Origin of the sequence: Rahnella perminowiae (assembly GCF_019049695.1) — a bacterium.
In the GTDB taxonomy this organism is placed as follows: Bacteria; Pseudomonadota; Gammaproteobacteria; order Enterobacterales; family Enterobacteriaceae; genus Rahnella; species Rahnella perminowiae.
Window position 1 is genome coordinate 52398 of the sequence record NZ_JAFMOT010000176.1, and the last position, 22302, is coordinate 74699.

The 22302-nt window shown below is 50.6% G+C and carries 20 protein-coding genes; 13 read left to right on the forward strand and 7 right to left on the reverse strand.

Translation table 11 applies throughout. The features are described 5' to 3' along the window. Positions 1-455: 455 nt before the first annotated feature. Together J1781_RS12860 and yfcG are read right to left on the reverse strand one after the other, a co-directional pair. Positions 456-1352, reverse strand: a complete 897-nt coding sequence (locus tag J1781_RS12860) for a TIGR01777 family oxidoreductase (RefSeq protein WP_129991759.1) — start codon at positions 1350-1352, stop codon at positions 456-458. Between the two features lie 142 nt (positions 1353-1494). Next, positions 1495-2124 (reverse strand): GSH-dependent disulfide bond oxidoreductase, encoded by a 630-nt coding sequence (gene yfcG, locus J1781_RS12865; RefSeq protein WP_129952317.1) that lies wholly within the window; start codon positions 2122-2124, stop codon positions 1495-1497. Positions 2125-2440: 316 nt separating this feature from the next. Between yfcG and yfcD the strand changes: the two genes are divergently transcribed. Continuing rightward, complete coding sequence (yfcD, locus tag J1781_RS12870; RefSeq protein ID WP_217139026.1) at positions 2441-3073, forward strand: NUDIX hydrolase YfcD; 633 nt, start codon at positions 2441-2443, stop codon at positions 3071-3073. A 36-nt stretch (positions 3074-3109) separates the two neighbouring features. On the opposite strand, the gene J1781_RS12875 is transcribed toward yfcD, so the two are convergent. Then, positions 3110-4126, reverse strand: coding sequence for a LacI family DNA-binding transcriptional regulator (locus tag J1781_RS12875; RefSeq protein WP_129952319.1), 1017 nt, complete (start codon positions 4124-4126; stop codon positions 3110-3112). Between the two features lie 351 nt (positions 4127-4477). On the opposite strand from J1781_RS12875, the gene J1781_RS12880 reads away from it, so the two are divergent. The 5 genes from J1781_RS12880 (at position 4478) to J1781_RS12900 (ending at position 8648) form a co-directional block, all read left to right on the forward strand. After that, the gene (locus tag J1781_RS12880; RefSeq protein ID WP_129952320.1) at positions 4478-4921 is read left to right on the forward strand and encodes a PTS sugar transporter subunit IIA; all 444 of its coding nucleotides are present in this window, start codon (positions 4478-4480) and stop codon (positions 4919-4921) included. Between the two features lie 135 nt (positions 4922-5056). Beyond that, positions 5057-5338 carry a PTS sugar transporter subunit IIB gene (locus J1781_RS12885; RefSeq protein ID WP_129952321.1) on the forward strand — a complete coding sequence of 94 codons (282 nt, stop codon included), beginning with the start codon at positions 5057-5059 and terminating at the stop codon, positions 5336-5338. Positions 5339-5388: 50 nt separating this feature from the next. Beyond that, entirely contained in the window at positions 5389-6765 is a 1377-nt protein-coding gene (locus J1781_RS12890) for a PTS ascorbate transporter subunit IIC (protein WP_129952322.1), read from the forward strand. Positions 6766-6868: 103 nt separating this feature from the next. After that, positions 6869-7702, forward strand: a complete 834-nt coding sequence (locus tag J1781_RS12895; protein ID WP_129991761.1) for a transketolase — start codon at positions 6869-6871, stop codon at positions 7700-7702. Further along, complete coding sequence (locus J1781_RS12900) at positions 7695-8648, forward strand: transketolase family protein (RefSeq protein WP_217156824.1); 954 nt, start codon at positions 7695-7697, stop codon at positions 8646-8648. The genes J1781_RS12895 and J1781_RS12900 overlap by 8 nt, the downstream gene beginning before the upstream one ends. Before the next feature lie 76 nt (positions 8649-8724). On the opposite strand, the gene pta is transcribed toward J1781_RS12900, so the two are convergent. Together pta and ackA are read right to left on the reverse strand one after the other, a co-directional pair. Continuing rightward, positions 8725-10869: a phosphate acetyltransferase gene (gene pta / locus J1781_RS12905; protein ID WP_205951578.1), complete on the reverse strand. Its 2145-nt coding sequence runs from the start codon at positions 10867-10869 to the stop codon at positions 8725-8727. A gap of 181 nt (positions 10870-11050) precedes the next feature. Then, positions 11051-12253: an acetate kinase gene (gene ackA, locus J1781_RS12910; protein ID WP_129952326.1), complete on the reverse strand. Its 1203-nt coding sequence runs from the start codon at positions 12251-12253 to the stop codon at positions 11051-11053. Between the two features lie 519 nt (positions 12254-12772). On the opposite strand from ackA, the gene yfbV reads away from it, so the two are divergent. The 4 genes from yfbV to J1781_RS12930 all read left to right on the forward strand — a co-directional run bounded on the left by yfbV (position 12773) and on the right by J1781_RS12930 (position 16545). Continuing rightward, the gene (gene yfbV / locus J1781_RS12915) at positions 12773-13228 is read left to right on the forward strand and encodes a terminus macrodomain insulation protein YfbV (RefSeq protein ID WP_129952328.1); all 456 of its coding nucleotides are present in this window, start codon (positions 12773-12775) and stop codon (positions 13226-13228) included. A gap of 192 nt (positions 13229-13420) precedes the next feature. Next, positions 13421-13915 carry a YfbU family protein gene (locus tag J1781_RS12920; RefSeq protein ID WP_129952329.1) on the forward strand — a complete coding sequence of 165 codons (495 nt, stop codon included), beginning with the start codon at positions 13421-13423 and terminating at the stop codon, positions 13913-13915. A 24-nt stretch (positions 13916-13939) separates the two neighbouring features. Next, positions 13940-14593, forward strand: coding sequence for a sugar phosphatase (locus J1781_RS12925; RefSeq protein ID WP_129991765.1), 654 nt, complete (start codon positions 13940-13942; stop codon positions 14591-14593). Between the two features lie 119 nt (positions 14594-14712). Next, positions 14713-16545, forward strand: coding sequence for an SLC13 family permease (locus J1781_RS12930; protein ID WP_217219618.1), 1833 nt, complete (start codon positions 14713-14715; stop codon positions 16543-16545). A gap of 8 nt (positions 16546-16553) precedes the next feature. Here the strand turns inward: J1781_RS12930 and yfbR are convergent, their stop codons facing one another. Both yfbR and J1781_RS12940 read right to left on the reverse strand, forming a co-directional pair. Then, positions 16554-17153, reverse strand: a complete 600-nt coding sequence (gene yfbR / locus J1781_RS12935) for a 5'-deoxynucleotidase (RefSeq protein ID WP_129952332.1) — start codon at positions 17151-17153, stop codon at positions 16554-16556. A 117-nt stretch (positions 17154-17270) separates the two neighbouring features. After that, complete coding sequence (locus J1781_RS12940) at positions 17271-18485, reverse strand: pyridoxal phosphate-dependent aminotransferase (protein ID WP_129952333.1); 1215 nt, start codon at positions 18483-18485, stop codon at positions 17271-17273. A 985-nt stretch (positions 18486-19470) separates the two neighbouring features. On the opposite strand from J1781_RS12940, the gene lrhA reads away from it, so the two are divergent. From lrhA to J1781_RS12955, 3 genes are all read left to right on the forward strand, one after another. Beyond that, entirely contained in the window at positions 19471-20415 is a 945-nt protein-coding gene (gene lrhA / locus J1781_RS12945; protein ID WP_129952334.1) for a transcriptional regulator LrhA, read from the forward strand. 704 nt (positions 20416-21119) lie between these two features. Further along, positions 21120-21563, forward strand: coding sequence for an NADH-quinone oxidoreductase subunit A (locus tag J1781_RS12950; RefSeq protein WP_129952335.1), 444 nt, complete (start codon positions 21120-21122; stop codon positions 21561-21563). Between the two features lie 22 nt (positions 21564-21585). Further along, the gene (locus J1781_RS12955; RefSeq protein WP_129952336.1) at positions 21586-22260 is read left to right on the forward strand and encodes a NuoB/complex I 20 kDa subunit family protein; all 675 of its coding nucleotides are present in this window, start codon (positions 21586-21588) and stop codon (positions 22258-22260) included. Positions 22261-22302: the final 42 nt, after the last annotated feature.

The following is a 22302-nucleotide window of genomic DNA, read 5'->3' on the forward strand; positions in this document are numbered from 1 at the left end:
AAGGACATGTTCTGGTCGTTCTGAGTGTGGCGCAAAATGTCATCGCTCCGCGATTCCCTCATTTCAGGCTTCGAGCCTTAGGTCTCGAACCGCTCATTCGGTGCCATTTTTGAGCACGCCAATCAACATTTCTAAAAGATAAAAAACAATCTGCCTTTGAATTTAAGATCGCACGGGCGTTTCAGAAAGCTTGCTGAATGAGAGGTTGCAGACCCAAGGCTGCAATCCCGAAATGAAGGCACCGCGCAGCGGCAAGATTTCCAGCCTGTCGCAGTGATACCTGAAACATAGCTAGCGAGCGTTAGCGCTTGTTGAAAAAGCGAGGAGGAATCCAAAGGAGGAAAAGCACTTTCCTCCTTTGGGCGGTTTCGGCGCAGAAAGTTAAGTAATCTCAGTTATTGAGAAACCGAAACATCCCCAGTCTGGTACGGCAGGGTGAAGGGCTGCAAGACCCGTCACCCGAGCAAATCCTCCAGCGCCTCTTTCAACTCCTGATGCTTAAATATAAACCCTGCGGCTTCCAGCCTGCGCGGGACGGCACGCTGTCCGCCGAGTACCAGCACGGCTGATTCCCCCATCAGTAACCTTATTACCGGCGCGGGTGCCCGCATAAATGCCGGACGGTGCAATACTTCGCCAAGCAGAGCGCTGAATTGCTCGTTACGTGCCGGGTACGGCGACACCATATTGAACGGGCCGGAAAGTGTTTCGTGTTCCAGCAGGAAAATAATCGCGTCAATCATGTCGCTGATGTGGATCCAGGGCATGTATTGCTGACCATCACCGAGCGGGCCACCGAGACCGGCACGGTAGGGCAGAACTATTTTTGCCAGCGCACCGCCTTTTTCAGCCAGGACGATGCCGGTACGCAGCAAACAAACACGCGTTGCCGGGCTTTGTGCTGACATCGCCAGTGCTTCCCAGCGGGCACATAACTGCCAGGTAAACTGCTTATTAGGTGGCTCGTCTTCCGGCACGAGCGCCTGACCCTGATCGCCGTAATATCCGACCGCTGAGCCGGAGATAAACACAGAAGGCGGCTTTTCACTGGCATTAATCAGCGTTGCCAGTTGTTCGGTCAGTTTCCAGCGGCTTTCACAAAGCAATGCTTTATACTCTTTGGTCCAGCGTTTGTCGGCAATCGGTTCACCGGCAAGATTAATTACGGCATCGAAACCATCGAGTGAGGTTTTTCCTTGCAGCGTTTCCCAGACGGAAACCTGAGTGCCGAGTAACTTCGCCGCGCGTTCAGGTGCACGGCTCAGGGCGGTGATCTGATGAGATTGCGCAAGCAGCCGTTCGGTGAGTTTCCTTCCGATGAGGCCGGTGGCGCCGGTAATCAAGATCTTCATATCGGGATCCTTAACTGTCTGAATACGCGGATGAACTGCCTTTAATCATAGATGAGTCATCGCTATTAACGCGCGATATGGAGCACAATTAAGGGTTTTTTATTTTGAGACATTCACAATGCTGCCGGCAAACTGAAGGGGCTTACGGAACCTGCGCCAGCGCGTAGGCTTTTTGTGTCGCCGGGCGGCTTTTAACCCTTTCGAACCAATTGCGCACGGCTGGGTATTGTGCGAGATCAATTCGCTGACGTTCATGAGCCGCTACCCACGGATAAGTGGCTATGTCGGCGATACTGTAATTCTCCCCGGCGATATACGCGTTTTTCTCTAACTGGCGGTTCAGCACACCATACAGACGCTGAGTTTCCTGTAAATAACGCTCAATGGCATAAGGGACCGGTTGCGGCGCGTAATGCGTAAAATGGTGGTTCTGACCCAGCATCGGACCAAAGCTGGCTACCTGCCAGGTGAGCCATTCCAGTGTCGCAGTCCGCTCGCGCAACTCTTTGCTGAGAAATTTTCCGGTTTTTTCTGCCAGATATTGCAAAATTGCGCCAGACTCAAAAATACCGATCGGTGCGCCGCCGTCAACGGGCTGACTGTCAACAATCGCCGGGATTTTGTTGTTTGGCGAAATGGCCAGAAATTCAGGTTTGAACTGTTCTCCGGCGCTGATATCAACGCGATGGAGCCGGTATTGCAGGCCACTCTCTTCAAGAAAAAGAGAAATTTTATGGCCATTCGGTGTGGGAGCGTAATAAAGATCGATCATATTGCCTCCTGCGTTGTTTTAATCACTGTCGCGACTGGCGGGGACGGGATACGCCAATAGGGAACGGGTAATCACAAACTTCTTATCCGGTTTATTAGGTTATCATAATGTAGATGTTTAGAAGTCTATGTCAGACTTGTCTGATGGCGAACTTTGCGGGGTAACATAGCTTTTAGGTTGCATCAACGCATCCATAGCTATTGAAGCTAACCAGCAGACCCAGATAGAATCTCAGCACATTATCGACGTGTTGCAAAATCACAGCGCACAGACTTATTGCGCACAGATCAGCGCTTAAAAGAGAAGGTTCCAGCGGATGTCAGAACAAGAGCAAAACATCAGTACGGATGAGTGGGTGGATATCGTCAACGAAGACAACGAGGTCATTGCCCAGGCCAGCCGACAACAAATGCGTGCTCAGGTCCTGCGTCACCGTGCCAGCTATATTGTGGTTCATGATGGAATGGGGAATATTTTGGTTCAGCGTCGGACTGAAACCAAAGACTTCTATCCGGGCTGGCTTGATGCAACGGCCGGTGGTGTAGTGCAAAGCGGTGAAAATATTCTTGATTCTGCCCGCCGTGAAGCCGAGGAAGAACTGGGCATCGCCGGTGTGCCGTTTGCAGAGCACGGTCAGTTCTACTTTGAAGAAGAGAACAAATGCCGCGTATGGGGTGCACTGTTCAGTTGTGTATCCCACGGTCCGTTTGCCCTGCAGGAAGAAGAAATTGATGCCGTGCGCTGGATGACACCGGAAGAAATTACCGCGCGCTGTGATGAATTTACGCCAGACTCGCTGAAAGCACTTTCTCTGTGGATGACGCGCAACAATGAAAAAGAACACGGTAAGCCTCTGACCCGTGAAGCCGCCGCTCCTGTGGCTGACGCGTCTGTCTCTGAAGACCCTAAAAACGATGCCGTGGTGTCGTCACCAAAAGACGCTATCTGAGACACATTACGGGCGAGCTCATATCGCCCGTTTTCTTTAGCAACTCTCCCGCTTGCACAACGACGAAGCGATCATCACTTCTTCCCACTCCTCGTCATTAATCCTCGCCAGTAACGCCTGGGCAGCCCGTATCCCGATTTCTTTATGCGGTATGGCAATGGTGGTCAGCGGTGGCTGGCATACTTTACTGACATCGGCGTTGCCAAAGCCGACCACGGCAAGATCGTCAGGCACTTTGATGCGTCTGCGCTGACATTCATACAATGCGCCACAGGCGAGATCGTCGGAAACACACACCAGCGCGTCAATTTCCGGCCAGGCGAGCAGAAATTCCGGCAATTGCTGAGCGCCGGTGGAGAAGCTGGCTGGCTCAGCGGCGTTTATCACCCGGTGCGGAGACATGTGCGCTTTTAACATGGCCTTGCGCCAACCCTGAAGGTGTTGCTGGAAAATCCACTGCTCCTGATTAGCACACAACATGCCGATATTCTGATACCCCCTGGCGATCACCGTCCGGGTTAGCTGAAACATCGCCTCGACATAATCAATGCCGATATTCATGTCGATCGGCGAATCGGTCAGCGCGCCGATTTCCAGCACCGGTATGGTCAGGTTATCCAGCCATTGCCGTACGTTGGCCGAATGCTCAACGGACAGCAAAATCGCCGCCGCCAGATTATAGGAAAGCAGCGTTTCCAGCAGTTTTTCTTCCCGCTCAATACGATGCTGAGATTCCGCCAGCATGATCTGATAACCCGCCGGTTGTAGCACTTTCTGTAACCCGGCAAACATCTCGGCGCAGCCCGCTTCGGAAAGGCTCGGCACAATCATCGCAATGGTATTTGATGAGGCAGAAGCCAGCGAACTGGCGGCCTGATTGGGCAGGTATCCGAGCTGGCTCACGGCCTCTTCGATCTTCTCCCGCAGCTTGTCGGAGACCTGTTCAGGTGTTCGCAGTGCACGGGAGACGGTCATACTGCCCACGCCTGCCAGCTGCGCAACATCGGCCAGCGTCACTCTTCCGGTACTGCGTCTCTTCTTGTTAATGGACATTCACGATCCTGACCTTAACTGCGCATCTTGCGCACAATGTATACCCACGGGTATAGCGAAAAAAGCGGGCCGCAGCAGGACCGGCAAAACGGGAACCACGGCAGAATTCGGTAAATTATCGGCAATTTCCAGACAAAGTATACCGTTATTTATGTGATCCACGGGACGGTGGTACCGCCGCGCGATTATTTTTGATAGCGCTATCACAGTTCTCAATGATAGAAGCTTGGTAGCGCTATCTTTGAGATGTGTGTCACAGATGTTAACGCTATCGCTGAAGTAGAGTCAGGATCGTTGGTGCGGTCTGGGGGAAATTTGACCGGCCATCTTAAAAAAATACGGAGCCTGACTATGTTAAATGATTGGCTGACATCTGAACGAATTCAGATCAGAACGGATATCACGGACTGGCGGCAGGCGGTGGAGGTCAGTGCACAACCCCTGCTGAAAGAAGGGACCATAACCCCGGATTACCTGACGGCAATTTTCGCTCAACGGGAAAAGCTGGGGCCGTATTTTGTTCTGGCACCGGGTATTGCCATGCCGCATGCCAGACCAGAAGAAGGGGCGAACGGGTTGGGACTCTCGTTACTGACACTGCCACACGGCGTGGTGTTTAATTCAGAGGATAACGACCCGGTCTATACGGTGGTGATGTTATCAGCTGCTGATAAACACAGTCATGTTGAACTGATTTCTGAACTGGCGGAATTATTTTCCAGTGAAGAAGATATGCAGAAAATACATCAGGCAAAAACGATCAGAGAAATTCAGGACATTATATCCCGCTATTAGTCTGCCTTTATATCAGAAAGGCATGGGGTTCAAGCCTAAAGAAATCCTGAAATTCAGGGGCATGAATATGTGCAACTGAACTGTGATCCTACGCAATGTAAACTTTTAAAAAACAGATAAAGAACAGGTGAAAAAATGAAAATCATGGCGATTTGTGGCTCCGGTTTAGGCAGCAGTTTTATGGTTGAAATGAACATCAAGAAGGTCCTGAAAAAACTTAATATTCAGGCAGATGTTCAGCACTCCGATTTGTCCTCAGCCATTCCGGGCGAGGCCGATCTGTTTGTGATGGCAAAGGACATCGCTGCCAGCGCCAGTATTCCTGAAAACCAGCTGGTGGTGATCACTAACATCATTGATATTAATGAACTTGAAACAAAACTGATGGCTCACTTTGAAAAGCATCCGGTGTCCTGACCGGCACGGAATAACCCTACAAATAAAACAAATAGACAAACGAGGTGGATATGTTTATCCAGGAAACGCTCAAGTTTGTGGTCGATATATTAAAAGTGCCTTCTATACTGGTGGGGCTCATCGCATTAATCGGTCTGGTAGCGCAAAAGAAAAACTTTTCTGATGTGGTGAAAGGCACGGTTAAAACAATACTGGGCTTTTTAGTCTTAGGCGGTGGTGCCACAGTATTAGTCGGTTCATTAAATCCTTTAGGCGGCATGTTTGAACATGCCTTTAATATCCAGGGTATTATTCCTAATAACGAAGCGATTGTTTCCATTGCGCTGGAGAAATTCGGTGCGCCGACAGCGTTAATTATGGCGTTTGGTATGGTGGCAAACCTGATCGTGGCCCGTTTCACCCGTCTTAAATATGTGTTTCTGACCGGTCACCATACGTTTTATATGGCCTGTATGATCAGCGTTATTCTGACAGTGGCCGGTTTCGAAGGCGTTTCACTGGTGTTCACCGGCTCCCTGACGCTCGGCCTTATCATGGCGTTCTTTCCGGCGCTGGCGCAACGCTATATGCGTAAAATCACCGGTAGCGATGACGTCGCATTCGGTCATTTCGGTACTATCGGTTATGTCTTATCGGGCTGGATAGGCAGCAAGGTCGGTAAAGGTTCACGTTCTACGGAAGAAATGAACCTGCCGAAAAACCTCAGCTTCCTGCGTGACAGTTCCATTTCTATCTCGCTCACCATGATTATCATTTATCTGATTATGGCGGTATTCGCGGGGCAGGTCTTTGTTGAAGCAACCTACAGTGCAGGTCAGAACTATCTGGTGTACGCCATTATTATGGCAATTACTTTCGCGGCGGGCGTGTTCATCATTCTGCAAGGGGTGCGTCTGATCCTGGCGGAAATCGTTCCGGCATTCGTCGGCTTCTCCGAGAAACTGGTGCCTAATGCCCGCCCGGCGCTGGATTGCCCGGTGGTGTATCCGTACGCGCCGAATGCGGTGCTGATTGGCTTCCTGTTCAGCTTCCTTGGGGGGCTGGTGGGGCTGTTCCTGTTAGGGCAGATGCATCTGGTGCTGATCCTGCCCGGTGTAGTGCCGCACTTCTTCACCGGTGCAACGGCGGGCGTGTTTGGTAATGCCACCGGCGGGCGTCGCGGGGCGATGGTCGGTGCATTTGCCAACGGCGTGCTGATTACCTTCCTGCCGGTTCTGTTGTTACCGGTACTCGGCGCGCTGGGCTTTGCCAATGCAACCTTCTCTGATGCGGACTTCGGCGTTATTGGCATTCTGCTGGGTAACCTGGCCCGCTTCATGTCGAAGGAAGGCATCATGGCGCTGATTGTCGGAATCTTCGCGGTACTGGTTGCCTGGAACTATCTCGGTAAAAAACCGGTGGCTGAGAAAGAAGCCACTGAGAAGTAATAGCCTGCATCACTGCGTTTTTAACTCCATCCGGGAAACACTGTCCTGCCTGTTAGAAATAACAGGCCAGGATAAGCATTCATTAAAATAAGGACCCATGAAGATGAAAGATGTCCAGAAGGTTCGTGATCTTGCCCGCCATATCCGCATCGAGACGCTGAAAATGCTGACCGGTCTGGGATTCGGGCATTATGGCGGCAGCATGTCCGTGGTGGAAACGCTGGCCGTGTTGTATGGCGATGTGATGCGCATCGATCCGGAAAAACCAGACTGGCAAGATCGTGATTATTTCGTGCTGTCAAAAGGCCATGCGGGGCCGGCGCTGTATGCCACGCTGGCACTGAAAGGTTATTTCCCGGTCAGCGAATTACACACACTCAACCAGAACGGAACCCGTCTGCCGAGCCATCCGGACCGGCTGCGCACCACGGGCGTGGATGCGACCACCGGCTCGCTGGGACAAGGCGTGTCCATTGCGGCGGGCATGGCGCTTTCGCATAAGCTGGCCGGTCGCAGCAATCGTGTTTTTTGCATTCTTGGCGACGGTGAGCTGAACGAAGGTCAGTGCTGGGAAGCCTTCCAGTTTATTGCACACCACAACCTGCATAACCTGACGCTGTTTATTGATTACAACAAACAGCAACTCGACGGCACGCTGGATGAAGTCATCAAGCCGTTTGATCTGGCCGGAAAATTCAGTGCATTTGGCTTTGATGTGCAGACTATTAAAGGCGATGACATTGCAGCGATAAGTGAGGCAGTCACACCGGTTCGTCATGCTGAGCAACGTCCGCTGGTGGTGATACTCGACAGCATCAAAGGGCAGGGCGTGAAGTATCTCGAACAACTGGCGAACTCGCACCATCTGCGTCTAACGCCGGATGTGAAACTGGAAATCGAAAATGCTATCGCTGAGCTGGAGGCCACCCATGTTTGAAGTCTCTCTGGAATTACAAAAAGACGCGGTGGAAATGCGTAAAGTTTACGCCAATACCGTGCGTCAAAAGATCGTAGAGAACACGCCGGTTATCGCGCTTGAAGCCGACCTGATGAGCTCGATGGCGATGGACGGCGTGCATAAAGATCACCCTGATCATGTGATTAACTGCGGCATTATGGAAGCCAACGTGATCGGCGTTGCAGCAGGTTTGTCGCTGACCGGTCGCGTGCCTTTTGTGCATACTTTTACCGCATTCGCCAGCCGCCGCTGTTTCGATCAGCTGTTTATGTCACTGGATTATCAGAAAAATAATGTGAAGATTATTGCGTCCGATGCGGGCGTCAGTGCCTGCCATAACGGTGGTACGCATATGTCGTTTGAGGATATGGGTATCGTGCGCGGGCTGGCGAGTTCGGTGGTGATGGAAGTTACCGACGCCGTAATGTTCCGCGATATCCTGTTGCAGCTGATGGATTTGAAAGGCTTTTACTGGGTGCGCACCATCCGTAAACAGGCCACGCAGGTTTATCAGGAAGGTTCGACATTCACCATCGGCAAAGCCAATGTGCTGCGCGATGGCAAAGACGTGACGCTGATTGCCAACGGCATTATGGTCGCTGAAGCACTGAAAGCGGCAGAAATGCTCGGGCGCGAAGGCGTGAGTGCGGCGGTCATTGACATGTTCACCCTCAAGCCGATTGATAAAGACATCATCATTCAATACGCCGCGAAAACCGGCAAAATAGTGACCTGCGAAAACCACAGTATTCACAACGGGCTGGGATCTGCGGTGGCGGAAGTACTGGTAGAAAATCAGCCGGTGCCGATGCGCCGTGTCGGCGTGAAGGAACGTTACGGTCAGGTGGGCACGCAGGAGTTTTTACAGCAGGAATATGGCCTGACGGCTGAGCATATTCTGGAAGCCGCGAAAACATTGCTCTGAATTTTTATCGAAAGAAATGCGACCCAAAAAAAACGCCGGATATTAAGTCCGGCGTCTTACCTTCAGAAGTTCTGACTTATTTAGCCGGAACAGCCGCTTCTGCCTGAGCAGACTGAATCGCTGTCAGTGCAACGGTGTAGACGATATCGTCTACCAGTGCGCCACGTGACAGGTCATTGACCGGTTTACGCATACCCTGCAACATCGGTCCGATTGAGACCAGATCCGCAGAACGCTGTACCGCTTTGTACGTGGTGTTACCGGTATTCAGGTCAGGGAAGATGAACACGGTCGCTTTACCCGCAACCGGCGAGTTTGGCGCTTTGGACTGAGCAACGTCAGCCATGATAGCGGCGTCATATTGCAGCGGGCCATCGATGATCAAATCCGGGCGTTTTTCCTGTGCCAGACGGGTCGCTTCACGCACTTTTTCAACATCGCTACCTGCGCCGGAATTACCGGTTGAGTAGGAGATCATCGCAACACGTGGTTCGATACCGAACGCCGCAGCAGAATCCGCAGACTGGATTGCGATTTCAGACAGCTGTTCAGCGGTAGGATCCGGGTTGATCGCGCAGTCGCCGTAAACCAGAACCTGGTCAGGCAGCAGCATGAAGAACACAGAGGAAACCAGCGAGCTACCCGGTGCGGTTTTGATCAGCTGCAACGGCGGGCGGATGGTGTTTGCTGTGGTGTGAACCGCACCGGAAACCAGACCGTCAACGTTACCTTGTTCCAGCATCAGAGTGCCCAGAACCACGTTGTCTTCGAGTTGTTCACGTGCAACCACTTCGGTCATGCCTTTGTTTTTGCGCAGTTCAACCAGACGGGCTACATATTCTTCACGGACAGCCACCGGATCAACGATTTCGATGCCTTTACCCAGCGTCACGCCCTGAGCTGCTGCAACGCGTTTGATTTCGTCAGGATTACCCAACAGTACGCATTCAGCGATACCACGTTCAGCACACAGCGCTGCCGCTTTTACGGTACGTGGCTCGTCGCCTTCCGGCAGAACAATACGTTTACCGGCTTTACGGGCCAGTTCGGTCAGCTGATAGCGGAATGCCGGCGGTGACAGACGGCGTGAACGTTCGGAATGTGCGCTCAGGGAGTTGATCCAGTCAGCGTTAATGTGAGACGCCACGTACTGTTGCAGTTTCTCTACACGCTGATGGTCATCTGCAGGTACTTCCAGATTAAAGCTCTGCAGGCTCAGGGAGGTCTGCCAGGTGTTGGTTTCTACCATAAAGACAGGCAGGCCGGTCTGGAAGGCACGTTCACACAGGCTGTTGATGCGTTCGTCGATCTCATAACCACCGGTCAGCAGGATAGCGCCAATTTCCACGCCGTTCATGGCGGCCAGACAGGCTGAAACCAGCACGTCAGGACGATCAGCAGAGGTCACCAGCAGAGAGCCCGGACGGAAATGCTCCAGCATATGCGGAATGCTGCGTGCACAGAATGTTACGGATTTCACGCGGCGGGTTTTCACATCGCCTTCGTTGATAATACGCGCGTTCAGATGCTTAGCCATGTCGATTGCGCGGGTGGCAATCAGCTCGAAGCTCCAGGGAATGCAGCCAAGAACCGGTAGCGGGCTGTTAGCGAACAACTGGGTCGGGTCGATATTCGCCACGCTGGCTTTGGTGGAATCATCAAAGATTTCGGACAGGTCAGGACGTGTACGACCCTGATCGTCAACCGGTGCATTCAGTTTGTTAATGATTACGCCGGTGATATTTTTGTTCTTGCTGCCACCGAAGCTGGAACGGGCCAGTTCGATACGTTCTTTCAACTGTGCAGGAGAATCATTGCCCAGCGCCAGCACAAAGACGATTTCTGCATTCAGGGTTTTGGCAATTTCATAGTTCAGCGCATTGGCGAACTGGTGTTTACGGGTAGGCACTAAGCCTTCAACCAGCACCACTTCCGCATCTTTGGTATTTTCATGATAACGCGCGATGATTTCTTCCATCAGTACGTCTTGCTGGTTTGAGCTCAGCAAGGTTTCCACATGGCTCATTTTCAGCGGTTCTGCAGCGGTCACGCTGGAGTTAGCACGAATAATGGTGGTGGTTTGGTCAGGAGCATCTCCGCCAGTACGCGGTTGGGCGATAGGCTTGAAGATACTCAGGCTGACGCCTTTTTGTTCCATGGCACGGATCACGCCCAGGCTGACGCTGGTCAGACCGACGCTGGTGCCTGTAGGGATCAACATAATTGTACGGGACACGGCTAAACCTCTTTAACGGTTGCCAGGCAGGGACCTTCGCAGGTTTGTACAGAGAGGATAATGATCAGCATAAGCGCGATGATTATCCTGCGCGGTGCGTCCAAACGGGCGGCGTTTGCCTATAAGTGAAAAATTGCCCGCATTACGCGGGCAGTCTTGAATCGAATTATGCAGTCAGACGCGCGGCGTCTTGTGCAATCACCAGCTCTTCGTTGGTTGGAATAACCAGAGCGGCGCGGGTGCCTTCTTTGTTGATCGCCCCGGATTTGCCAAAACGCGCAGCCAGGTTACGTTCGTGATCCACTTCAAAGCCCAGCAGACCCAGTTTAGCCAGCGACAGTTCGCGAACCATTGCAGCGTTTTCACCGATACCACCGGTGAATACGACGGCATCCAGACGGCCTTCCATCAATGAGGTATATGCACCGATGTATTTCGCCAGACGGTGGCAGAAGACGTCCATGGCACGTTTAGCATCTGCTTTGGTGGTGTAGTTATCTTCAACATAACGGCAGTCACTGGTGACTTCAGTCAGGCCCAGCAGACCTGATTCTTTGGTCAACATTTTGTTGATTTGATCAACGCTCATGCCCAGTGAATCGTGCAGATGGAAGATGATGGCCGGGTCGATGTCACCGCTGCGGGTACCCATCACCAGACCTTCCAGCGGGGTCAGGCCCATGGAGGTATCAACACATTGACCGTTACGGATTGCACTGACAGAACCGCCGTTACCCAGGTGGCAAGTGATCAGGTTCACTTCTTCCACGGGTTTGTTCAACATTTTTGCGGCTTCCTGTGTCACGTAGAAGTGACTGGTGCCGTGTGCGCCATAACGACGGACGTGATGATCTTTATACAGGCTGTACGGCAGTGCGTAGAGGTAGGATTCTTCTGGCATTGTCTGATGGAAAGCCGTGTCGAAAACGGCAACGTTTTTATCAGCCAGTTTAGGGAATGATTTCAGGGCTTCATCGATACCGATCAGGTGAGCCGGATTATGCAGCGGCGCAAACGGAATAGATTCTTTGATACCCTCAATAACCGCGTCGTTGATCAGCATTGATTTGGTCAGCTTTTCGCCGCCATGAACGATGCGGTGGCCGATCGCAACCAGTTCTGCGGACAGCTCAGGTTTTTTGCTCAGAATGTTATTAACGATGAATTTCAACGCTTCACTGTGTGCGGCACCCGCACCCAAAGCGGCTTCTTCTTTGCCACCGTCCATTTTCCATTTAATGCGCGCTTCTGGCAGATGGAAACATTCGGCTAAACCTGAAATGTGCTCTTCGCCGTTTGCAGCATCAATGATGGCAAACTTGAGGGAAGAACTACCACAGTTAAGAACCAGTACAAGCTTACTCGACATGGAAGTACCTATTTATTGTTGGTGCTGTTTAAAAAAACAATACACGTGGTTAATAAATCGTCAGTCTGACATCAAGCGTAGCGCATAATGGCGGCGACAATTATGATTAACATCATGCCAGAGAGCCAAAACGGACATGACGATGAAAAAGCTGAAGAATCGCCGGGCTTTGGTTTTTTTAAGCGTCCGGATAACAGAAATAAATCAGTAAACAGCACTGTATATTTCGGTTTACACGTCTTCAGGATGTTACTAATCAGTAAAAACACTAACAAAAAATACAATAACTAATTACAAATCCTCTCAGACCGAGGCACTATGCTTATTATGGGGATGAAAGATTGCAATTCACCGCTTTCACCCCAACTTTATATTGATCCCGTTACCTGAGAGGGTTGCGAGGCTGCGATAGAATACCGACAGGTGCCAGCAAAAACAAAATATATTTTATCGTGGTAAACTCCAGTTTGTGTTTTACAACTATTTTTTAAATTTTATACGCGAAGTTGAGGTGCAACGATGACGAGTAAGCCAACAGGCTCCGTAGGCTGGTTCCAGGTATTCCAGCGCGGGCAGCACTATATGAAGACATGGCCGTCAGATAAGCGCCTGGCTCCGATGTTTCCCGAGAACCGGATTTCTACGGCTACGCGTTTCGCCGTGCGCATCATGCCGCCGGTAGCGGTCTTTACCCTGACGTGGCAAATCGCTTTAGGTGGACAACTCGGTCTGGCCGTCGCCACGGCGATTTTTGCCTGCAGCCTGCCGATGCAAGGATTATGGTGGCTGGGTCGCCGTTCTCTGACGCCGCTGCCGCCGGGATTACTCGGCTGGTTCCATGATGTACGCAACAAGCTCGCTGAATCCGGACTGGCACTGGCACCGATTGAAGGTACGCCGACGTACCAGTCACTGGCTGATGTCCTTAAGCGCGCGTTCAAACAGCTGGACAAAACCTTCTTAGACGATCTGTAAGCCTGGTTTCCCCGCTTGCTGCGCCTGTCATCAATGACAATCTTTCATAAGTCGTATCTCGCCGGGGAAATCTCCCCGGTGATTATTTCAGGTGAGATCCCGACTCAAATCAAAGAATGGTGTGCTTGCGATTTCGCAGAACTTTGCGCTATGCCATGCTTTGCGCATTATGCAGACATGAGGATTTTCACGATGGAAATGACGAACGCTCAACGCCTGATTTTGTCCAATCAATACAAAATGATGACCATGCTGGATCCCGATAATGCGGAACGCTATCGCCGGTTACAAACCGTTGTAGAACGGGGTTTTGGTTTGCAAATGCGCGAGCTGGACAGAGATTTCGGCGAATTGCCGGAGGAAACCTGTCGCACAGTGATTAATATCATGGAAATGCATCATGCGATGCAGGTGTCCTGGACCCATTTGAAAGATACGCAAGATTTGGATCGCCGCCGTATTGATTTTCTGGGTTTTGATGCCGCAACGGAATCCCGCTATTTAAGCTATGTTCGCTTTATGGTGAACACCGAAGGACGTTACACCGATTTTGATGCAGGCACTCACGGGTTTAACTCGCAGACCAAAATGTGGGATAAATACCAGCGTATGCTGGCGGTCTGGCAGTCGTGCCCGCGTCAGTATCATCTGAGTGCGGTAGAGATCGCGCAAATTATCAATGCCTGATGTCAATACTTAAAGGAGTCGCCTGTGCTTTGTAAGGGTTTTTTGTTCGACCTTGATGGAACGTTAGTTGATTCATTACCTGCAGTTGAGCGTGCCTGGGTGAACTGGGCGCTTAGCCGGGGCATCAGCCCCCAGGATGTACTGGCGTTTATTCATGGCAAGCAGGCGATCACTTCTTTGCGTCATTTTATGGCGGGTGAAAGTGAAGAAGCGATTCAAAAAGAGTTTCTGAAGCTGGAACAGATTGAAGCCACGGACACCGAGGGGGTAGCCGCGCTTCCCGGCGCCCATTTGCTGTTAAGTGAACTCAACCGGCAGAATATTCCCTGGGCAATTGTGACATCCGGTTCCTTGCCTGTCGCCAGCGCGCGCCATAAAGCGGCGCATTTGCCTGAGCCTGAAGTGTTTATCACCGCTGAACAGGTCAAACATGGCAAACCACAGCCTGACGCCTATTTGCTGGGAGCAGAACGTTTGGGTCTGGCACCGGAAGATTGCGTGGTGGTTGAAGATGCCGCCGCCGGTGTGATGGCCGGGCTGGCCGCGGGCTGCAAAGTCATTGCTGTAAACGCACCGGACGATACGCCCGGGATTGAAAATGTCGATTTCGACCTGACGACATTGGAAGTTCTGCTGATCAGCCGTACCGGCGAAGGTGTGAAAGTCAGTCTGCGTTAAGGTCAGAAAAAACACAATTTCCCTGTTTAAATTGATATAAACCCCGCCTGTGCGGGGTTTTTTTATGCCATTCTGGTACCCGTTCCTGCCTCTCAATCTCAACGCAAATGGAGTGTGTTTTGACCGGTGAATTGCTTTGGGTCGTCACGTTGCTGGCTATTGCGATGATGCTGTTTGCACGCAATACGCTGCGAATGGATATTGTTGCTTTACTGGTCATTATTGCTTTTGTGCTCAGCGGCACGCTGACTATCAATGAAGCACTGGCCGGATTCAGTGATCCGAACGTTATTTTGATCGCGGCGCTGTTTGTGGTCGGCCACGGGCTGGTGAGAACCGGTGTGGCGTATCAGGTCGGTGACTGGCTGATGAAAGTGGCGGGCAACAGTGAAACGCGGATGCTGGTTTTGCTGATGCTTACCGTCGCAGGTCTGGGCGCTTTTATGAGTTCAACCGGCGTGGTCGCGATCTTCATTCCTGTGGTGATGAGCGTCTCGGCGCGCATGAAAACCTCTCCCGCACGACTGATGATGCCGCTGAGTTTCGCCGGGCTTATCAGCGGTATGATGACATTAGTCGCTACGCCGCCGAACATGGTAGTCAACAGCGAACTGTTGCGTGAGGGATTCGACGGTTTTGGTTTCTTCGGCGTCACCCCGGTGGGACTGGTGGTACTGATAATGGGTATCGGATATATGCTGATTGCCCGTCGCTGGCTGTCATCAGAAGATGCGGCACGAGGTCAGCAACACTGGAAGCGGCGAACTTTCCGGGATTTGATCCGTGATTATCATCTGACCGGCCGTGCGCGTCGCGTCACTATCCGCCCCGGTTCGCCTTTGGTCGGGCGTACACTTGATGATGTGCATCTGCGTTCCCGTTACGGCGCGAACGTCGTAGGCATTGAACGCTGGCGTAAATTTCGCCGTGTGATGGTCAGCGCGACGGGGAATACGGAACTGTTTGCCCGCGATGTGTTACTGCTCGATATGTCGGATCCTGACATCTCCATCAGACAATTTTGCACTGACGAAATGCTCGAGCCTATGGTGCTACGTGGTGAGTATTTTTCTGAGCAATCGCGGGATGTCGGGATGGCCGAAGTGTCATTAATTCCCGATTCCGAACTGCTCGGCAAAACGCTGCGTGATGTGGCATTCCGCTCCACCTATGGCTTAAATGTTGTGGGTATCCGCCGCCAGGGTGAAGCGCTGGAGGGAAAACTGGTGGATGAGGAATTGCAGCTGGGCGATATGCTGCTGGTGATTGGCGACTGGAAGCTGATCCGCCAGCTTCAGCAACAAATGCATGATTTCATTGTACTTAATCTTCCCGCTGAAGTGGATGAAGTCGCGCCCGCTCTGAGCCAGGCACCCCATGCGCTGTTTTGTCTGGCGCTGATGGTGGCGCTGATGCTCACCGATGATGTGCCTAACGCTATCGCCGCCATTATTGCCTGTATTCTGATGGGTAAATTCCGTTGCATCACGATGGAAAGTGCTTATAAAGCCATTCACTGGCCTAGTTTGCTGCTGATCGTCGGGATGATGCCTTTTGCGCTGGCTCTGCAGAAAACCGGCGGTGTGGCACTGATTGTGAAGGGATTAATGGAGATAAGCGGCGGCTATGGCCCGTATGTAATGTTGCTGAGCTTATTCATTCTCTGTGCAAGCATCGGGCTGTTTATTTCTAATACTGCAACGGCTGTCCTGATGGCGCCGATTGCTATTGCGGCGGCACACCAGATGGGGGTATCACCGTACCCGTTCACCATGATTATTGCTATTGCGGCTTCTGCCGCTTTTATGACACCGGTATCGTCACCGGTAAATACGCTGGTTATGGTGCCGGGCAACTATCAGTTTGGCGACTTTCTCCGCATCGGTGTACCGTTCACTTTGCTGGTGATGGTCGTCAGCATATTTCTGGTACCTGTCTTATTCCCGTTCTGATCGCAGGTTCAGAGCGGCGAATCGAGACTGATTTCGTCCAGCGAGAGGCTGAAACTCGGAATGAAGACTTCCATAAAGTAATCCATTTCCGGGCTTTTTCTGTCTGCCAGCGTTTTCTCCAGACGGGCTTTCGCCAGGGTGAATTCGTTATTGCCTGCCGATAATTCCTCCAGACATTTCAGATAGGCGCACAGCGCATCAGCCTGTTTTACGGTCAGTTTTTCTTCTTCCGTATAATAATGTTCGTCAATCAGCGGGCGGAAATCCTCCTGTAATTCCTTCGGCAGCATTTCAATCAGTTTCTGCTGGGCAATTTTCTCAATCTTTTTGTACTCATGGGCAATCTGCGGATTGTAATACTTGATTGGCGTCGGCATATCTCCGGTAAGCACTTCGCTGGCATCGTGGTACATGGCGAGCAGAGCAACGCGTTCCGCACTCAGATTGCCATTGAATTTACGGTTCTTGATCACGGCTAAAGCATGGGCGACGAAAGCGACTTGCAGACTGTGCTCCGACACGTTTTCAGTACGGACATTGCGCATCAGCGGCCAGCGGCTGATCAGTTTAAGGCGGGAAAGGTGGGCGAAAAAATGGCTCTGATTCATAACACTCTCGATTACTGCGGTGAATGAATGACTATTGTGAGCAGTGCGAAACCGTTATGCAAATGCGGAAATTGAAAGGAAAGGCGAAAGGGCGCTGTCGTCAGCGCCCTGGCTTCATTACTGGCGATAGGTTTCGAGGAAACGTCCCAGTTTATTGACAGCCATTTCCAACTCATCCACACGTGGCAGCGTCACGATACGTACATGATCCGGATACGGCCAGTTGAACGCAGAACCCTGAACCAGCAATACCTTTTGCTGTAACAGTAAGTCGAGCACCATTTTCTGATCGTCATGGATGTTGAAACGTTTGGCGTCAATGCGCGGGAACATATACAGGGCGCCCTTTGGTTTCACGCAGGAAACGCCTGGAATTTCATTGATCAGTTCCCATGCACGATCGCGTTGTTCGACCAGGCGTCCGCCCGGCTGAATAAACTCGCTGATGCTCTGATAGCCGCCCAGTGCAGTCTGAATGGCATGTTGCATCGGCACATTGGCGCAAAGGCGCATCGAGGCCAACATTTCCAGACCTTCAATATAACCTTTCGCATGTTTCTTCGGTCCGTTCAGAACCATCCAGCCCTGACGGAAACCGGCTACGCGGTAGGTTTTTGACAGACCGTTAAAGGTGACCGTCAGTAAATCCGGTGCCAGGGAGGCGATGGAGATGTGCCGGGCTTCGTCATACAGGATCTTGTCGTAAATTTCGTCGGCAAAAATAATCAGATTATGTTCCCGGGCGATATCCACAATCTGCATCAGTAATTCTTTACTGTATACGGCGCCGGTCGGGTTATTCGGGTTGATAATCACAATGCCACGGGTACGCGGTGTGATTTTGTCACGAATATCGGCAATGTCAGGGAACCAGTCCGCCCCTTCATCACACAGATAATGCACAGCATTACCGCCTGATAACGAAACGGCTGCTGTCCACAACGGGTAGTCGGGCGCAGGGACTAACATTTCGTCACCGGTATTAAGCAGTGCCTGCATGGACTGAACAATCAGCTCTGAAACACCGTTGCCGATATAGATATCTTCAACCGTGATGTCACGCATATCGCGCGCCTGATAATGCTGCATGATCGCTTTACGTGCAGAAAACAGGCCTTTCGAATCACAATAACCTTGCGCGGTTGGCAGATTGCGGATGACATCGACCAGGATTTCATCAGGCGCATCAAAACCGAATGGCGCGGGGTTGCCGATGTTCAGCTTGAGGACTTTATTACCTTCTTCTTCAAGACGTTTTGCTTCTTTGAGCACCGGGCCGCGAATGTCATAACAGACGTTGTCCAGTTTGCGGGATTTTTCAATCGGGGACATGTAAGTGAGAGCCTTTTGCAGTAAAGCCTGTTCTTCCCTGGTGCCGAGCGACCGTAGAACAGTGCGAAGGGGTCAATTTACTCTCCCGCAAAGGGCATGAGAAGGGCTGTGCACCGTTTTGGTGAAAAACAGTATTAAAGCGGTCCGTGGTGGGGTATTACCGTATAGCACCTGAGTCTTAATGGTTAATTGTGCTAATTTATAGAGATATAACGATTTTATATGTTGTGATTGTGGGTTTTTTGTACAATAAATTCACTGTTTTTGCTGCCCTGCGCGCGTCCCCTGACCGACCATTTCATTGCCTTTAGGCACAGAACATCACGAAATCTTACCAAAGCTCGACAAATTCTGAAAAAAATTCAGGAAGCTTTGTTTTTCCGCTAAAAAACCTTAGCAAGAATTAGTTTTATTTATCTAATCATTAATAGTGAATGCTGGATGAATGATCATGTTCTAAGTAAAGTCTCAAACGTATTTCCTTTGATTATGTAAATGCTTTTGCTGCATATATTTCAGCAGGTCAGTGTAAACTAAATTTGATGAAACAAGAAAAATCTTAATGTTACTTAAAGATAAGCCTTGGGGCTTAAAATGATTATTCATGTGACTTAATGAATTTATTGAATTATATTTCCAGTAGTCACTTTTATCGGTTAATTTGGCTTATGTTTGCGCATGATAATATTGCCGAATGTCGGCTTTATGTTAGCAGCAGGCGGTATTGCAAGGGATATGGAACGGTTGGCGGCAACAGGCTATATTAAATAAGTAAATCTAATCATTTAGCCTTTGTGGGGAATTATTATGCACAGGTTTAATGACCGAATGCCCACAATGTTGAAAACTTGCATGCACAAATATTTCTCAATTTAGGTTATCAAATGAGTGAGTATCCGACATATCTGGTATTCTGCTTTTTGCGGGTACTTTGACGCACCATCAGGGTAGCTTGTTATTAGATTCTATAAAGTGAAGAAAAACTATGACAATTGCAAATCGTCCAATCCTCAATCTCGATCTTGATCTGTTGAGGACATTTGTAGCTGTTGCTGATTTAAATACGTTCGCTGCGGCTGCTGCTGCGGTGTGTCGTACTCAGTCGGCGGTAAGCCAGCAAATGCAACGTCTAGAACAACTCGTTGGAAAAGAACTGTTTGCCAGACATGGACGCAATAAATTATTAACTGAACACGGTATTCAGTTGTTGGGTTACGCACGCAAAATCCTTCGTTTTAATGATGAAGCCTGCACATCTTTGATGTATAGCAATGTTCAGGGTGGGATAACGATTGGCGCGTCAGATGATACTGCTGACACCATTTTACCCTTCCTGCTCAGTCGTGTGACATCCGTATATCCGAAGTTGTCTATTGATGTCCGCGTTAAACGCAGTCCTTTCATGTTGTCGATGCTCGAAAGTGAAGAAGTGGATTTGGCCATCACGACGATGACGAATACCGATCACCCGCACATCGTTCTGCGTACATCGCCCACACTCTGGTACTGTTCAGCTGATTTTGCGTATCCTTCCGGCGATAGTGTTCCGCTGGTGGTGCTTGATGAGCCAAGCCCGTACCGGATGATGGCAATAGAGCATCTGAGTCAGGCGGGGATCCCGTGGCGTATTGCTTATGTCGCCTCGACATTATCGGCAATTCGTGCGGCCGTGCGTGCGGGACTGGGCGTGACAGCCCGTCCTATCGAAATGATGAGCCCGGAGTTGCGTGTTTTGGGTGAACAGGATGGTTTACCACGTTTGCCGGATACGCAGTATGTGTTGTACAAAAATGCCCGTTGTGAAAATGAACTGGCAATGGCGATTTTCAATGCCGTTGAGCAAGGGAATGATCCATATTCTCTCAGTGCCTATGGTCCCCGTCCGGTAGCGGATGACGATCATGAGTTCCTGGCAGACTCTCAAAGTTAAGATAATCCCCCGGCTTTACCTTCCGCCTCCGTCTGACGGGGCGGGGGTAAAGGTTTCTCCCTCTTTAGAAGTAGCAAAATGATTACTTTTAGTGATTTTGTTTACTATCCTTTCTAAAACCCCTGTTTTGATTTGTTTACCTTCCGTGTCCCCCGCAACGACTGTTATCATCATCAACTATCACCGCAGTAAACCACGCAAAATGCTGGCTTTTCCAGGTTAAAAAAAAGCATAAAATTTTTCCGTAAATCGCTTGTCGTTTTTTGAAAATCAATAAAACTTGTTAAATGTATGGCTTTTTTTCTCTCAAAATTGACAGAACTCTGACATGGATCAAAAAAATAACCCTATTAAGAGAGTGGAAGCGGTGTCTATTCCTGCGACAATAGTAAAGTACGTAAGATGTCATCACTCCCGACACAGGCCCATGCTTTATCTCAGTATTTAACTGACACGATTTAGCTTAAGTTCCGGCGCATGATATGTTAATTAAATGATAAGCATGTAAACTAATGTGGAGATACTTTTGTCAAAGTTGACAAAAGGTTATAGAAAGGGGTAAAAAGCCCACAACAAATCACTGGCTTAATCCCTTGTTGAGCCGTGAACTGTGTGGTTTTTAATCCTTCCCTTGAATCGATGTGGTGCGCAAGCTGCCGACCTTACAGAGCAGATGCCAAAGTGCCACTTTTGATGAGTAAGCAATGAGTATGTCAACAGCCACTGAAGTCATCGCTCAACACTGGGCGTTCGCCGTTTTTCTTATCGTCGCAATGGGCATGTGCTGCCTGATGTTACTGGGCGCCGCGTTTCTTGGCGGGAGAGCCAGAGCGCGCTATAAAAACACGCCTTTTGAGTCAGGTATCGCCTCTGTCGGTACTGCCCGGCTGCGCCTGTCCGCCAAGTTTTATCTGGTCGCCATGTTCTTCGTCATTTTCGATGTTGAAGCCTTGTATCTCTATGCATGGTCAACGTCTATTCGCGAAAGCGGCTGGACCGGATTCGTTGAAGCCACCATTTTCATTTTGGTACTGCTGGCTGGTTTGTTCTATCTGGTGCGAATTGGCGCACTCGACTGGACACCAACACGTTCGAAAGGACCTGTTAAACCAAGCCCGGCGATTAATACCAACAGTCACCCTCAGTAAGCAGTCATAGCGAGGCATTAAGATGGACTATACGCTCACCCGCATAGACCCGGACGGTGAGAACGACCGTTACCCCCTGCAGTCTCAGGAGGTCGTCGGCGATCCTCTTCAGGAGCAGGTTAAACGCAGCGTCTTCATGGGAAATCTCCAGGAGTCACTGCATGGCATGGTGAACTGGGGTCGCAAAAACTCCCTTTGGCCCTACAACTTCGGTCTTTCCTGCTGTTATGTCGAAATGGTGACGTCATTCACTGCGGTGCATGACGTTGCGCGTTTTGGCGCAGAAGTGCTGCGTGCGTCACCACGCCAGGCTGACTTTATGGTGATAGCGGGAACCTGCTTCACCAAAATGGCTCCGGTTATTCAGCGTTTATACGATCAGATGCTGGAACCCAAATGGGTTATTTCGATGGGCGCCTGTGCGAACTCCGGCGGCATGTACGATATTTACTCTGTGGTGCAGGGCGTGGATAAGTTCCTGCCGGTCGATGTGTACATCCCGGGATGTCCGCCACGTCCGGAAGCCTACATGCAGGCTCTGCTGCTGTTGCAGGAGTCCATTGGTAAAGAACGTCGCCCGTTGTCATGGGTTGTTGGCGATCAGGGTGTTTACCGCGCGAATATGCAGTCTGAAAAAGAGCGTAAACGTGCTGAGCGTATTGCTGTGACAAATCTGCGTTCGCCGGACGAGATTTAACACTGCGGTCTGAGAGTCAACCCTGAGGGGGTATAAATATCC